The sequence below is a fragment of the Chelatococcus albus genome, assembly GCF_030067675.1.
GTDB lineage: Bacteria > Pseudomonadota > Alphaproteobacteria > Rhizobiales > Beijerinckiaceae > Chelatococcus_A > Chelatococcus_A albus.
The window spans coordinates 136,532-151,095 of record NZ_JASJEV010000006.1 but is presented as its reverse complement, the minus strand read 5'-3'; the positions used below and the strand labels follow the sequence as shown (position 1 = coordinate 151,095).

The following is a 14,564-nucleotide window of genomic DNA, read 5'->3' as shown; positions in this document are numbered from 1 at the left end:
CATGATGACGGACACTCAGCTGGGCGAGGCTGTCGCGGACCGCAGCCTCCTGATCGTGGACGACGACCGCCCCTTCCTCACGCGCCTCGCGCGCGCGATGGAAGCGCGCGGCTACGTCGTGCGCACCGCCGAGACCGTGGCCGACGGCCTCGCCGCCATCGACGAGCAGCCGCCAGCCTTCGCCGTCATCGACATGCGCCTGACCGACGGCAACGGCCTCGATGTCATCACCAGGCTCAAGGACCGGCGTCCCGATGCGCGCGGCGTCATCCTGACGGGCTACGGCAATATCGCAACGGCCGTGACTGCCGTGAAGCTCGGCGCCTACGACTATCTCGCCAAGCCCGCCGACGCTGACGAGATCCACGCCACGCTCATGGCCCAGCCCGGCAGCCGGGCGCTGCCGCCGGAAAACCCGATGTCGGCCGACCGCGTGCGCTGGGAGCACATCCAGCGCGTCTACGAGCTGTGCGGGCGCAACGTCTCGGAGACGGCGCGGCGGCTCAACATGCACCGCCGCACCCTGCAGCGCATCCTCGCCAAACGCGCCCCGCGCTGAGGCACCGGGGTGGCGGTCGCCGCAGCGGCTGCTAGAGACCGAGCCCGGCAGCGGCCTCCGGATCGGAGAGGGCGTGGAGCCTTGCCGCCGCAGCCTGCGCGAAGCGCAGGGTGACGGCCTTGCGCCGTGCACCGGCGAGCGGATGCACCGGCGCCTCCCGAAGGATGGCGGCGCCATAGGCGTCGGCCACGATGATCCCGACGTCCTCGGGCAGGATCTCGGTGGGGAAATCATGCCCGACGGCGAAGTGCAGCCGATCGCAGAAATCGCGGTAGGTGTGCCATTTTCCGTCGGTGCGGAAATCGACGACGCTCGACTTGATCTCCACGATCGTCAGCGTGCCGTCGGGCGCGAGGGCGACTACGTCGGCGCGTCGGCCCGAGGCGAGCGTCAATTCGGTGACGCTCGCATGGCCAAGGCCGGCGAAGAGCCGGCGCACGCCCCGCTGCAGGCTCGCCGCGGCGGGTGACTGGCGGCCGTCGTCGAGCGGCGAGGGACGGGCGACGAGAAGGCTCATTGCGCGCGCTTCCAGGCGACGGCGGCGATCGCCGCGCCGACCAGCAGGCCACCGGCCGTGCGGTTCACCACCTTGAGGGCGGCGGGGTGGCGCACCGCGCGGCGCGCGCTCGCCGCAACAAACGCGTAGATGAACGCATTGAGCGCCGCGAGCGCGACGAAGGTTGCCTCGAAGACGGCCATCTGCGGCAGGACCGGCCGCGACACGTCGAGGAACTGCGGCAGGAAGGCGACGAAGAAGACGATGCTCTTCGGATTGAGCGAGGTGACGAGCCAGGCATGCGCCAGCATCCCCAGCGGCCACCGCCCCTCCGGCGCCGCTTCGGCCAGACCGGTCGGGTCGGCACGCCACAGCTTCACGCCGAGATAGACGAGATAGGCCGCGCCCGCCCATTTGAGCGCCGTGAACAGGGTCGCCGATGTCGCGAGGAGCGCGCCGAGGCCGAGCATCGACAGGGTCATGGCCGTGGCATCGCCGAGGGCCACACCGGCGACGAGCGGCATGGCCGCCCTCCGCCCCTGGCCGAGCGCATAGGACACCACGAGCAGGATGGTCGGACCGGGAATGACGAGAAGCACCGCCGAAGTCGCGACAAAGGCCGCCCATGTCTCGGGTGCCATGATCTCGGGCGTCAGGACGGTTGCGATCATCGTCTCCTCTCCGGTGCCCGCGGGCCGATCGTCGCGAGAGGTTAGCGCACCGCGCCGCCGCGCGCATCGGCGAGAATCATCTCCGCCCCCTTCTCGGCGATCATCATTGTCGGCGAGTTGGTATTGCCGGAGGTGATGAGGGGCATGGCCGAAGCGTCGACGACGCGCAGCGCCTCGATGCCACGCACCCTGAGGCGGGCGTCGAGCACGGCGCCCGGATCACCGTCCGTCCCCATCTTCGCCGTGCCGACCGGGTGGAAGATGGTCGTGCCGATGTCGCCCGCGGCGATCACCAGATCGTCGTCGGAGACGACATGCGCGCCGGGCTTGAACTCCTCCGGCCGGAAGCGCGCCAGGGGCGGGGCGGCAACGAGGCGGCGCGTCAGGCGGATGGCGTCAACCGCCACGCGCCGGTCGGCGTCCGTCGAGAGATAGTTCGGGCGGATCGCGGGCGGGATCGCCGGATCGGGCCCGCCGGCGTGGACGGAGCCGCGACTCGTGGGGCGCAGATTGCACACGCTCGCCGTGAAGGCGGGGAAGGGGTGCAGGGCGCCGCCGAATTTCTCGAGCGACAGAGGCTGCACGTGGTACTCGAGATTCGGCGTGGCGTAGTCCGCCGACGAGCGGGTGAAGATGCCGAGCTGGGACGGGGCCGCGGTCAGGGGCCCGGTGCGGCGCAGCGCATATTCGAGTCCCATCAGGGCCCGCTTCCAGAGTTTCCGGTAGTCGGTGTTGAGCGTGCGCACGCCGGTGACCTTGTAGATCGGCCGAAGCTGCAGATGGTCCTGCAGATTCTCGCCGACACCCGGCAGGTCGTGCAGCACCGGGATGCCGAGGCCCGCGAGCCGCGCGCCCTGACCGAGCCCGGAGAGCTCGAGGAGTTGCGGCGAACCGATCGCACCGGCGGCGAGGATCACCTCTCCCTCGGCCCGCGCGAACAGGCGTTCGCCGCCCCGCGCGAAGACCACGCCCGTGGCCCGCCGGCCTTCGAAGAGCACGCGCTCGACGCGCACGCCCGTCTCCAGCGCGAGGTTGGGGCGGCGCAGCACCGGCTTCAGGAAGCCGCGCGCCGCGCTCCAGCGACGGCCGTTCTTCTGGTTCACCTGGAAATAGGAGCATCCCTCGTTGTCGCCGGTGTTGAAATCCTCGACCTTGGGGATGCCGATGCTCTCGGCGGCATCACGCACGGCGTCGAGCAGGTCCCAACGCACGCGGGGGTATTCCACGCGCCATTCCCCGCCCGTGCCGTGCAGGACATTGGGTGGGCTCGCATGATCCTCCATGCGCAGGAAGTAGGGCAGCACGTCGTCCCAGCCCCACCCGGCGAGGCCGAGCTGGCGCCAGCCGTCGTAGTCGGCCGCCTGGCCGCGCATGTAGATCATGCCGTTGATGGCCGATGACCCGCCGATCACCTTGCCGCGCGGATAGGCGAGGGCGCGACCGTTCAAGCCCGGCTCCGTCTCGGTGCGGAACATCCAGTCGGCGCGCGGATTGCCGATGGCGAAGAGATAGCCGACAGGGATGTGGAACCAGATCCAGTCGTCGCTGCCGCCGGCCTCCAGCACGAGTACGCGCTTGCCCGGGTCCGCGGAGAGGCGATTGGCGAGCACGCAGCCAGCCGATCCGGCGCCCACGATCACATAGTCGAACCGGCCCATCTCGCGCGGCGCATCGTTCATCGGCTTCCTCCCCGGGCGGCCTTCCCGGAATCGGGCCGCCGTTCTCAGGCGAAGTGCGCCCCAACACGCCGGCGGTGGCAAGCGGCGGCTATGCGCGGTCCCGACTGGCAAGGCCGCACGGCCTCCGCTACGGTCGGCGCCGACGCCCCCAGATCCAGGCCCCATGGAACGCGACCCCATCCGCTACGTCTGGCAGAAGACCCGCATCATGCATCTCGTCGCGGGCCTGCTCGTGCTCGCGCTGGTGCCCGCGTCCTGGTCCTCTCTCGCGCTGCTGCGCACGTTGGTCGACGATGCCGCGCTCGGGCGCGCCTTCGCGGATGGACAGGCGGCCGCCGCCCTCCTCGCCGTCGAAGTGACGCCGCCGCGCGCGTTCGGCCGGCCCTGGATGCTCTTCGAGGGGTTCGTCCTGCCGCGCGAGACCTTTGCCATCGCGGCGGCGGCGGGCCTGTTCGGCCTCGTCGCGCTGCGCACCGCCCTCATCACCTCCCTGCGGTCTGTCGGCGACCGACTGGCCACGGACCTCGGCCACGACCTGCGCACGGGACTTTTCCAGCGCATCGTCTCGGCGCGTCCTTCGGCACAGGACGAGGCGACGGCTGCAGCCGCACAGATCGGCAATCTCGCCACCGTTTCGCCCTTCCTGGGCCGAGCCCTCCTCACGCCCCTCGCGGCCGGCGCGGACATGGCGACGGTCCTCCTCTTCGGCTTCGTCCTGCATCGCTGGCTCGGCCTCACGCTTCTCGTCGCCGTGATCCTCCAGATGCTGCTCCCGGCCGCTCGCGAGGACGCCGAGCGCAGGGTCGCGGAAGACGGCGGGCGCATGGATCGCAGGACCGCCCGCGCCGCCCGGGAAGCCGTGCGACGCCTGCCGGCGATCCGCGCCCACGGCACGGCCCAGGTCGAGCGCACGGCCTTTGCCGCCCAGCTGCGCAAGGAGGGCCGGGCGGAGCGGGATGCGCTGACCTGGCGTCTCGCCCTGCGCGCGGCTGCGCGGCTGCTGCGCGAAGGGGCGCCGGCTGCGGTCGTCGCCATCGGTGCCTGGCTCGTCGCCGCCGGCGATCTGAGCCCGGGCGGCCTCGTCGCCGCCAGCATCGCCGTGATCGCCGTGGCCCGTCCCGCGACGGCGCTGGCGCGATGGCGCCGCGATGCCGCGGCCGCCCGGGCCGTGTTCGACGAGATCGGGCGCTGCGTGGGCGCGCTTCAAGCCCGCGCAGCCCGCCGGCCGCTGACGGGCGCCCTGCCCGCGACGCTCGGCACCGTCGAGACGGTGCAACTCGGCGCCCTCGATCCACGGGCCACGGAACGCGTCGCCGGCGTGGACGTGAAGCTCGCTCTCGCCCAGCACGTCGCACTCGTCGGCGAGGGAGCGCGGGCGTTCGGCGCCGCCCTCGGCGGAGCCGTCGAGCCGACTGCCGGCCAGATTCTGGTGGATGGAACCGACCTCGCAAGCGTCCCGGCCCACCTGCGCGCGCGGCGCATCGCCTACACGGGATGCGATCCAGTGCTGCTCGACGCGCGCCTGCGCGACAACCTTCTCTACGGCGTGGCCCCGGTCGATGCGCGCGAGGCGGCGGCGCTCGACGAGCGGCTGATCGCGGCCGTAACGGTCGCAGGGCTCGACGCGGAGGTCTATGCCCTCGGTCTCGAGCACACCGTCGATCCGCGGCGTGAACCGCGACTCGCCGAGGCCATCGTCGAGGCGCGGCGCGCCGTGCGCCGGACGCTCTCGGCCGAAGGCCTCGACGGCCTCGTCGATCCGTTCGCGCCCGAGCGATACAACCGCCACGCGACCGTGGCGGAGAACCTGCTCTTCGGAGTCGCCGTCGGTGATACCTTCGGCGAAGCCCATCTCGCCGCCCATCCCTTCCTGCGGGCGGTGCTCGAGGCGGAGGAGCTGACCAAACCGCTCGTGGACATGGGCCTTGCCATCGCCACCAGCATGGTGGAGATCTTCGCCGGCATTTCCGAGGGCCATCCGCTCTTCGCGCAGTTCTCCTTCTTCGCCCCCGGCGAGCGCAGCCTCTACGAGGAGCTCGTGGCGCGGCGCACCGAGCGGCGGCGGGGGCACGAGGCGGGACGCGACCGCGATCGTCTCATCGCGCTCGCCCTGCGCTACGTCGAGACGCGGCACCGGCTCGGCCTGCTCGACGAGCGGCTCGAGGCGCGCGTCGTCGCTGCGCGCGCCACCTTCGCCAAGCTGCTTCCCGCAGGCCTGCAGCCTGCCGTCGAATTCTACGATCCCGACCGCCTGTGCACGGCCGCGTCGTTGAGCGACAATCTGCTCTTCGGGCGCATCGCCTATGACGTTGCCGGCGCAGGGGAGCGCGTGCACACGATGATCCGCAAGGTGCTCGCCGCCCAGGAACTCGACGCCGATGTCTTCCGCATCGGTCTCGAGGCGCATGTCGCCCCCCGCGACGGCGAGCTCCTGAGCCTGTCGCCGGCCGTGATCGACCTGGCGCGCTGCCTCGTGCGGCAGCCGGACATCCTCATCGTCGACCGCGTGTTCGAGGGTCTCTCCACGGCCCAGGCCGATGCCCTCGTGGCCCGCCTGCGGGCGGCGCTGAAGGGCCGCACGCTCCTCGCCGTCCTCCCCGAGGGCCTGGACCGGGACGGGTTCGACCGGACGCTGGCGTTCGCACGGGGTGGATTGGTGGGGCAGATTTCCACCCGATCCACGGCAGACGCATGATGGCCGGGGTGCGGACGGAGCCCGATCGGGTCACCAACATGTGCGCCAGCGCACCTCCTTTGCGGCTTTTTTGCGGTAGCGATAAATGATGTGCATGACGTCGCCCACCGCCGAGGACACGCTCCAGGTCCGCTTCTGGGGTGTCCGCGGATCGCATCCGGCTTCCGGACCGGACATGCGAGTTTTCGGCGGCCACACAGCTTGTGTCGAGGTGCGCTGCGGCGAACGGCTCTTCATCGTCGATGCGGGGACGGGGATCACCGCCCTGGGCCTTTCGCTGGGCGATCAGGCACCGGCCGAGATCAACATCCTGCTCAGCCATCTCCACCATGACCACGTGACGGGCCTGCCGTTCTTCAAGCCCGCGCTCAAATCGACGCGCACCGTGCGGCTCCATTGCGGCAATCTCGGTGGCGAGAGCGCCAAGGCCGCGCTCGATCGACTGTTCTCGCCGCCGCTCTTTCCGGTGAGGCTCGACCAGCTTCCCGCCCGCTTCGAACATGTGGGCTTCCATGCCGGCGAGACATTGCATTTCGCCGACGGCTTCACAGTGCCCACCTGCCCGCTGCAGCATCCCTCCGGCGCGACGGCCTTCCGCTTCGAGCACCGGGGACGCGTTGTCTGCTACGTCAGCGACGTCGAGCATGACGAGGCGTGGCCGCCGGAGAACCTGCGGCGTTTCGTGCAGGGCGCCGATCTCGTCATCTACGACGCCATGTTCTCCGAGGACGAGTTCTGCCGCTGCCGCGGCTGGGGCCATTCGACCTGGCAGGCCGGGGTGGCCCTCTGCCGGAGCGCCGGTGCCAAGGCACTCGCAGCCTTTCATCTGCATCCGCACGCCGACGATGCCTGCCTCGAGGCGCTCGATCGAACCCTGCGTGAGGCGCTGCCCGGATCCTTCGTGGCGCGGGAAGGCCAGACCGTCGCGCTCGCGCCCGTCCTCGCGCCGGCCTGAACACCCCGCTTGCCGCCGCGGCCGCGACAGCTATTGTCCCGGCCGACTCGGCGACACCGGGAGCTCATCGTGTCGACATCCGCTCCGATCCTCGTCACCGGCGTGGCCGGATTCATCGGGTTCCACGTCGCCCAGCGGCTGCTCGCACGCGCAGAGCGTGTCATCGGCGCCGACTGCCTGACGCCCTACTACGACGTCGGCCTCAAGGAGGCGCGCCTGCGCGAACTGTCGGGCGCGGCCGATTTCACCTTCGTCCATGTCAATCTGGCCGACGCCGAGGCGACGAGCCGGCTGTTCGCCGAGCACCGGCCGACGCGCGTGGTGCATCTCGCCGCCCAACCCGGGGTGCGGCGCGCCCTCATCGAACCCCGCCCCTATGTCGACAGCAACGTCGTCGCCTTCCTCAACATGCTGGAGGGCTGCCGGCACGGCGGCGCGGAGCATCTCGTCTATGCCTCGTCGAGCTCGGTCTATGGCGCCAACCGCAAGCTCCCCTTCTCGGAGCACGACGGCGTCGACCATCCCGTGAGCCTCTACGCGGCGACCAAGAAGGCGAACGAGCTGATGGCGCATTCCTATGCCCATCTCTTCGGCCTGCCGGCGACGGGCCTGCGCTTCTTCACCGTCTACGGCCCCTGGGGCCGTCCCGACATGGCCGTCTACGCCTTCACCGACGCCATCGCGAAAGGCCGGCCGATCGAGGTGGCGAACGCCGGCGCCGTGTGGCGCGACTTCACCTACATCGACGACATCGCCGAGGGCGTGGTACGCGTTCTCGACCGCGTGCCGCAACCCGACCCCGCCTGGGACGCCGTGCAGGCCGATCCGGCCACCAGCGCCGCACCCCACAGGGTCTACAACATCGGCAACAATCGCCCGGAAAAGCTCGACCGCCTCGTCTCGCTGATCGAGCGCGCGCTCAACCGCCGTGCGCAGCGCATCGACGTTGCCCTGCCGCCCGGCGACGTGCTCGAAACCAGGGCCGACATCACCGACTTGCAACGGGACGTGGGCTTCGCCCCATCGACGTCACTCGAAGAAGGTGTCGGCCGTTTCGTCGCCTGGTACCGGACCTACCACGGCCTGTGACGGGGCGGCGGGGGCTCCGCCTCAGGCTCCGGCCGCGCGGGCGATTGCCACGACGGGCACGGGAGCCGCTGCCGCGGGCGCATTCCCTGCGGCGGTCTTGCGTCGGGCGAAATCGGGGATCGCCTCCTCCATCACCGCCTCGGCGAGCGTCCGGTCCTCGCGCGCGACCGCTTTCGCCAGGGCAGCGAGCCAAACATCGAGCCGCGGCTTGTCGGCGAAGATCGGCTTGGCCGCCATGATGCCGTCGATGCCCGTCTCGGCCATCGGCTCCTCCCGCGCGAAGAGGATCTCGTGCAGGCGTTCGCCGGGCCGCATGCCCGTGACGGCGATCTCGATGTCGACACCGGGCTCGAAGCCGGCGAGACGAATCATGCGCTCGGCGAGATCGTAGATGCGCACCGGCTGGCCCATCTTGAGCACGTAGACCGCCGTCCGGTCCAGCGCGCCAGGGCCGTCGAGGCTCGCCCGACGCGCCTCGCCATCGGCGTGCGAGGCGGCCGTCAGCACGAGATCGCAGGCTTCGCGGATGGTCATGAAATAGCGCACCATGTCCGGGTGCGTGACGGTGATCGGGCCGCCGCGGGCGATCTGCGCCTTGAACTTCGGCACGACCGAACCGACCGAGCCGAGCACGTTGCCGAAGCGCACCGCGATGAGGCGCGTGCCGCCGATCTCGCCCGCCGCGATCTCCGCGTCGCGCGCCTGGGCGTACATCTCGGCGAAGCGCTTGGTGGCGCCGAGCATCGACACCGGTTCGATCGCCTTGTCGGTGGAGATCATGACGAGCGCCCGCGCACCCGCCGCCACCGCCGCATCGGCGACGTTGACCGAACCGAACACGTTCGTCTTGATGCCCTCGGTCCAGTCCTGCTCGAGATAGGGCACGTGCTTGAGCGCGGCGGCGTGGAACACGACGTCGGGCTTGAATTCCTCGAGCACCCGCTCGATGCGGGCGCGGTCGCGGATGTCGGCGATGACCCCTGTGATGCGGGTGTTCCCGCCCTGGGCCCCGGCCTCCTCCGTGACGTGGTGGAGGGCGGGCTCCGAATTCTCCACGACGAGGAGATCGGAGGCGCCAAAGGCGATCACGCGCGAGCAGATCTCGCTGCCGATGGACCCGCCGCCGCCCGTCACGACCACGCGCTTGCCCTCGATGAAGCGGGCGAGGCGCGGCCGATCGATCTCGACCGTCGGCCGCAGCAGGAGATCCTCGATTTCGACGGGAGCGAGGGCGGAGCCCCGCATGCCCTCCTCGAGGCTCTGCAGGCGCGACAGCGGCAGCCCGAGGCGCCGCGCCCGGGCGAGCGTGCGCTCGGGCTCCGCCTCCGGCGACAGGGCGCTGGGCAGAAGCACGAGGCGGCGAATGGCGATGCTGCGCTCGGCGAAGTCGTTCACGACCTGCTCGAGGTCGTCGATGGTGCCGAGCACGGGCACGCCGCGGATGGACTGCCCGAGATCGGTGGCGCGCGGCGCCAGAATGCCCCTGACCCGCAGCTTCCTGATCGCCCCCGTCTCGACGGCGCGCAGCACGATCTCGGCATCAGAGGCACGCCCGATCAGCAGCGTCGGCGTCGTGTTCTCCCGTTCCACCACCTGCCGCGAGCGCAGATAGCGCAGGTAGCGGTAGGCGAGGCGCGCGCCCCCCAGCAGGAACATCTGCAGCACCCAGTAGAGGGCGATGGTGATCTTGCCGAAGAAGAAGGAGCCGTAGAAAGAGGAGGAACCAAGCACGTAGTCGACGACGAGCAGCGTCAGCGCCAGCACCGTTGCCGCGCGCACGATGTTCGACAGGTCCGGCAGGGACGCGAAGCGCCAGCGCGAGCGATAGAGGCCGCAGAACCGGTAGACGATGCCGGCATAGGCGACGAAGAGCGGCAGGACCGCCGTCAGGACGTCGAAGCGGATCGCCAGGCCAGGCTGGTCGAAGCGCACGAGGAACGCCAGCAGGACGGCCGCCGCCGTCGCCACGAGATCGTGGACGACGACGAGCGTCTTCTTGAAACCTTGAGGCGTCGTCAAGCGCAGCATGGGCGAAGGGGGTATCCGACCGGCCCGCCAAATTCAACGGTCCATGATCCTGTCGACGTCGACTGCGGATCTGGAGCCAGACCGGCGAGGGGGCGAGCAATCCCGGCCGATGGGCGAAAGAAAGGCGAGCCTGCGCCCATCCAATATCCGCCGGACGGCATGTCCAGCCCCGGAGCTCGCCTGAGGACGCAGCACCGAGGGCGTGCACAGGGTGCCCGACGCCTCGGCAAACCGCCGATTTGCCATCCGCGCGGCAGACATGTAGGTGAGCGGACCATCCATCAGGCCCCTCGCGCAAGCATGGACATCGTCTCTCTCGACATTCCCGACGTCCGCCTCGTCCGGCCGCGGCGCCACGGCGACACCCGCGGCTGGTTCATGGAGACCTGGCGGCGCGACCGCTTCGCCGCGCAGGGCATCACGGACGATTTCGTGCAGGACAACCGCTCGTTCTCGGCCAGGCGCGGCACGGTGCGCGGCCTGCACTTCCAGCGGCCGCCGCATGCCCAGGCCAAGCTCGTCGGCGCCCTGACCGGCTCCCTCCTCGACGTGGTGGTCGACCTGCGCCGCTCCTCGCCCCATTACGGCCGCCATCTCACGGTCGAACTGAGCGCCGACGAGGGCACGATGCTCTACGTGCCCGTGGGCTTCGCCCACGGCTTCTGCACGCTGAGTGACGCGACGACGGTCTTCTACAAGGTGTCGGACACCTATGCGCCCGAATGCGACGGCGGCATTTCCTGGAACGATCCGGCGCTCGGCATCGCCTGGCCGGTCGGCGTGGCGGAGGCGGTCGTGTCCGACAAGGACCGGGCGCTGCCACTCCTCGCCGAGCTTCCCCCCATCTTCGTGTGAGGAGCCGACGTCGTGCGCATCCTGGTGACGGGCGGAGCGGGTTTCATCGGATCGGCCCTGGTGCTGCATCTCGTGCAGGATCTCGGGCACGAGGTCGTCACCGTCGACGCCCTGACCTATGCGGCCAATCCGCGCTCGCTCGCGCCGCTCGCCGGCAACCCGCACCATCGCCTCGTGGAGGCCGACATCTGCGACGCGGCGCGCATGCGTGCCCTCGTTTCCGAGACGAAGCCGCAGGCGATCGTGCATCTTGCGGCCGAGAGCCATGTGGACCGCTCGATCTCGGGCTCGGGCGCCTTCGTGCGCACCAATGTGCTCGGCACGCACGTCCTGCTCGAGGCCGCGCGCACCCTGTTCGACCGTCTCGACGCGTCCGAGCGGGAGCGCTTCCGCTTCCTGCACGTCTCGACGGACGAGGTGTACGGCTCGCTCGGCGACAGCGGCCTCTTCACCGAGGCGACGCCCTACGACCCGCGCTCGCCCTATTCGGCCTCGAAGGCGGCGTCCGACCACCTCGTCTCCGCCTGGGGCCACACCTACGGCCTGCCGGTGCTCGTCTCCAACTGCTCGAACAACTACGGGCCGCGGCAGTTTCCCGAGAAGCTCGTGCCGCTGATGATCCTCAACGCGCTCGAGGGCAAGCCGCTGCCGCTCTACGGCGACGGCCTCAACGTGCGCGACTGGCTGCACGTCGAGGATCACGCGCGCGCCCTCGTCGCCATCCTCGAAGGCGGTCGCCCCGGCGAGAGCTACAACGTCGGCGCGCGGGCCGAGCGAACGAACCGCGTCGTGGTCGAGGCGATCTGCGCGGCGATGGATGAGCTGCGCCCGGATGGGGCGCCTCACGCCCGCCTCGTCACCGCCGTTCCCGACAGGCCGGGCCATGACCGGCGCTACGCCATCGACCCCGCCAAGATCGAGCGCGAGCTCGGCTGGCGGCCGCGGATGGACTTCGAGCGCGGTCTGAGGACGACCGTGCGCTGGTATCTCGACAACGAGGACTGGTGGCAGCCCCTGCGTCAGCGCGTTTACGGCGGGGAACGCCTGGGGCTCGTCGCGCGATGAGCACGGACACGCAGCGGCCCTATCTCATCGTTGGACGGGCCGGCCAGCTCGCGACCGATCTCGCCGCCGCGGCGGCGGCGCGCAATCTGCCCGCCGTCGCCCTCGGCCGACCTGACCTTGATCTGACCGATGCTTCCTCCGCCGCGCGGGTCATCGCCGCCCTCCACCCGCGCGCCGTTGTCAACGCTGCCGCCTACACGAATGTGGACAGGGCGGAATCGGAGCCCGAGCTTGCCTTCGCTCTGAACCGCGACGGCCCCGCGCGGCTTGCCATGGCCTGCGCCGCGGCCGGCATTCCGCTCGTCCACGTGTCGACCGACATGGTCTTCGACGGCACGAAGGACAGCGCCTATGTGGAGACGGACCGGACGAACCCCCTCGGCGTTTACGCGCGCTCGAAGCTTGCGGGCGAGGAGGCGGTGGCGACCGCGCTTTCCGACCATGTCGTCGTGCGCGTGTCCTGGGTCTTCGGCCCCTCGGGGGACAATTTCGTCAAGAAGCTCCTCACCTGGGCCCGGGAGCGCGGCGAGCTCTCCATCGTCAGCGACCAACGCGGCCGGCCGACCTACTCCCCCGGCCTGGCAGCGGCGCTTCTGACGCTCGCCGAGCGCATGGCGGCGGGAGGGCCTGCAGCGCCACGGGGGCTTCTGCATCTTGCCGGCGCGAGCCTCATGACGCGCTACGAGCAGGCGCTCGCCGTCATGGAGGGCGCGACCGCCCGCGGCGGCCCACGGGCCGCGGTCAAGCCCGTCCTGACTCGTGACTTTCCGACGCCGGCCAGGCGCCCGCTCAACGCGGAGCTCGACCCCGGACTCGCCGCGCGCGCACACGGCATCAGGCTCGACCGCTTCGAGGCCGATCTCGCGCTGACGCTCGACCGGCTTCTCGGCCCCATCCCCACCCCGGGCCGCCCCGCTTCCTGAGCGGACGCGGCGCAGGCCCGGCGCGATCACAGGAGAAACGGCATGAAGGGCATCGTGCTCGCAGGCGGCTCCGGCACCCGGCTGCACCCGGTGACGGCGGTGGTCTCGAAGCAGATCATGCCCGTCTACGACAAGCCGATGATCTACTATCCCCTGTCGACGCTGATGCTCGCCGGGATCCGCGAGATGCTCGTCATCTCCACCCCCCGCGACCTGCCGCTGTTCCAGGCGCTCCTCGGCGACGGCTCGCAGCTCGGCCTTTCCCTCGCCTATGCCGCGCAGGCCGAGCCGAACGGCATCGCCGAGGCCTTCCGCATCGGCCGCCACTTCATCGGCGACGACAGCGTCGCCCTCGTGCTCGGCGACAACATCTTCCACGGCCACGGCCTCGTCGAGCGCGTCCAGGCGGCGGCGCGGCGGCGCTCGGGCGCCACCATCTTCGCCTATTGGGTGTCGAACCCGGAAGCCTTCGGCGTCGTGACCTTCGACGAGATCGGGCGCGCCGCCGACATCATCGAGAAGCCGAAGGAGCCTGCCTCCAACTGGGCGGTGACGGGGCTCTATTTCTATGACAACCGCGTCGTCGACATCGCCGCAGGCCTCTCGCCCTCGGCTCGCGGCGAACTCGAGATCACCGACGTCAACCGCGCCTATCTCGCGGCCGGCGACCTCATGGTGGAGAAGCTCGGGCGCGGCTATGCCTGGCTCGACACCGGGACGCACGAGAGCCTGCTGCAGGCGGCGCAGTACGTGCGCGTCGTCGAGGAGCGTCAGGGCCTGCGCATCGGCTGCATCGAGGAGATCGCCTGGCGCATGGGCTATATCGACACCGCGCAGCTGCTGCGGCTGGCCGAGGCGGTGGCGAAGTCGAGCTACGGGGCCTATCTCAGCCGAATCGCCCGTCAGGACCGGGCGTGGTGACCGAGCGCCGACAGGATGAAGTCGGCCTGCTGCTCGACCGTCGGTCGCGGGATGTCGTGACACTGGGTCAGGAGCCCCGGGTGGCAGAAGCGCATCATGGCGGCCCGGATGCAGGGACCCGTCACCTCAGGATCCGAGGGGACGAACTCGCCCGAGGCAACGCCGTCGCGCAGTACGCGCGTGATGATCGCGTCGACCTCCTCGATATGGGCGCGGATGACACCCCAGCTCTCGGCCATCGCCACGGCGATCATCTCCTGCATCTTGGCGTCGGTGACGCCGAGCTCGAGCACGGACTGGTGCGCCGTGAGAAGCAGAGCGCGCATGCGCTCCGCCGCCGGCCTGCCGGAAGCCGCGACCGCCTCCAGCCGCATGCGGATCTCCGCCGTGCAGCGGGCCGTGACGGCCTCGTTGATCGCCTTCTTGGAGGAAAAGAAGCGGTAGACATTCGCCGGACTCATGCCGAGCGTCCTGGCGATGTCCGCGACCGTGGTCTTCTGGTAGCCGATTTCGCGGAAGAGCCGGTCTGCCGCGGTGATGATGCGCTCCCGCGTATCGCTCTGAGGGCGGTCGCGCATGATGAACGTGTTCTAGATGGCCGCGTTTATAAGTATGACGAAATTCATCA

Annotated in this window: 13 protein-coding genes; 8 read left to right on the top strand and 5 right to left on the bottom strand. The window is 70.3% G+C overall.

Annotation, left to right across the window (positions count from 1 at the left end):
- The first annotated feature begins 4 nt into the window (after nt 1-4).
- Nucleotides 5-559 (top strand): ActR/PrrA/RegA family redox response regulator transcription factor, encoded by a 555-nt coding sequence (locus tag QNA08_RS11265; RefSeq protein WP_283740808.1) that lies wholly within the window; start codon nt 5-7, stop codon nt 557-559.
- 31 nt (nt 560-590) lie between these two features.
- Here QNA08_RS11265 and QNA08_RS11260 read toward each other — a convergent pair whose 3' ends face one another.
- The 3 genes from QNA08_RS11260 to QNA08_RS11250 form a co-directional block, all read right to left on the bottom strand.
- On the bottom strand, nt 591-1,076 hold the full coding sequence (locus QNA08_RS11260; RefSeq protein WP_283740807.1) for an MmcB family DNA repair protein: 486 nt from the start codon (nt 1,074-1,076) through the stop codon (nt 591-593).
- Nucleotides 1,073-1,696 carry a LysE family translocator gene (locus tag QNA08_RS11255; RefSeq protein ID WP_283740943.1) on the bottom strand — a complete coding sequence of 208 codons (624 nt, stop codon included), beginning with the start codon at nt 1,694-1,696 and terminating at the stop codon, nt 1,073-1,075. The genes QNA08_RS11260 and QNA08_RS11255 overlap by 4 nt, the downstream gene beginning before the upstream one ends.
- 71 nt (nt 1,697-1,767) lie before the next feature.
- Nucleotides 1,768-3,405 (bottom strand): GMC family oxidoreductase, encoded by a 1,638-nt coding sequence (locus tag QNA08_RS11250; protein ID WP_283740806.1) that lies wholly within the window; start codon nt 3,403-3,405, stop codon nt 1,768-1,770.
- A 163-nt stretch (nt 3,406-3,568) separates the two neighbouring features.
- Here QNA08_RS11250 and QNA08_RS11245 point away from each other — a divergent pair, with 163 nt between their 5' ends.
- From QNA08_RS11245 to QNA08_RS11235, 3 genes are all read left to right on the top strand, one after another.
- On the top strand, nt 3,569-6,100 hold the full coding sequence (locus tag QNA08_RS11245; RefSeq protein WP_283740805.1) for an ABC transporter transmembrane domain-containing protein: 2,532 nt from the start codon (nt 3,569-3,571) through the stop codon (nt 6,098-6,100).
- Nucleotides 6,101-6,194: 94 nt separating this feature from the next.
- Nucleotides 6,195-7,055, top strand: coding sequence for an MBL fold metallo-hydrolase (locus QNA08_RS11240; RefSeq protein WP_283740804.1), 861 nt, complete (start codon nt 6,195-6,197; stop codon nt 7,053-7,055).
- 69 nt (nt 7,056-7,124) lie between these two features.
- Nucleotides 7,125-8,144, top strand: coding sequence for an NAD-dependent epimerase (locus QNA08_RS11235; RefSeq protein WP_283740803.1), 1,020 nt, complete (start codon nt 7,125-7,127; stop codon nt 8,142-8,144).
- A gap of 21 nt (nt 8,145-8,165) precedes the next feature.
- Here QNA08_RS11235 and QNA08_RS11230 read toward each other — a convergent pair whose 3' ends face one another.
- Entirely contained in the window at nt 8,166-10,172 is a 2,007-nt protein-coding gene (locus QNA08_RS11230; RefSeq protein WP_283740802.1) for an SDR family NAD(P)-dependent oxidoreductase, read from the bottom strand.
- Nucleotides 10,173-10,472: 300 nt separating this feature from the next.
- Between QNA08_RS11230 and rfbC the strand changes: the two genes are divergently transcribed.
- From rfbC to rfbA, 4 genes are read left to right on the top strand one after another with little or no spacing between them, the layout of a single operon-like run.
- The gene (gene rfbC, locus QNA08_RS11225; protein ID WP_283740801.1) at nt 10,473-11,027 is read left to right on the top strand and encodes a dTDP-4-dehydrorhamnose 3,5-epimerase; all 555 of its coding nucleotides are present in this window, start codon (nt 10,473-10,475) and stop codon (nt 11,025-11,027) included.
- Between the two features lie 12 nt (nt 11,028-11,039).
- Complete coding sequence (gene rfbB / locus QNA08_RS11220; protein WP_283740800.1) at nt 11,040-12,092, top strand: dTDP-glucose 4,6-dehydratase; 1,053 nt, start codon at nt 11,040-11,042, stop codon at nt 12,090-12,092.
- Nucleotides 12,089-13,015 (top strand): dTDP-4-dehydrorhamnose reductase, encoded by a 927-nt coding sequence (rfbD, locus tag QNA08_RS11215; protein ID WP_283740799.1) that lies wholly within the window; start codon nt 12,089-12,091, stop codon nt 13,013-13,015. Before rfbB ends, rfbD begins: the two co-directional genes overlap by 4 nt.
- Nucleotides 13,016-13,057: 42 nt before the next feature.
- Nucleotides 13,058-13,936, top strand: a complete 879-nt coding sequence (gene rfbA, locus QNA08_RS11210; protein ID WP_283740798.1) for a glucose-1-phosphate thymidylyltransferase RfbA — start codon at nt 13,058-13,060, stop codon at nt 13,934-13,936.
- Here rfbA and QNA08_RS11205 read toward each other — a convergent pair.
- Nucleotides 13,918-14,514 (bottom strand): TetR/AcrR family transcriptional regulator, encoded by a 597-nt coding sequence (locus QNA08_RS11205; protein ID WP_283740797.1) that lies wholly within the window; start codon nt 14,512-14,514, stop codon nt 13,918-13,920. The genes rfbA and QNA08_RS11205 overlap by 19 nt on opposite strands.
- Between the last annotated feature and the right edge of the window lie 50 nt (nt 14,515-14,564).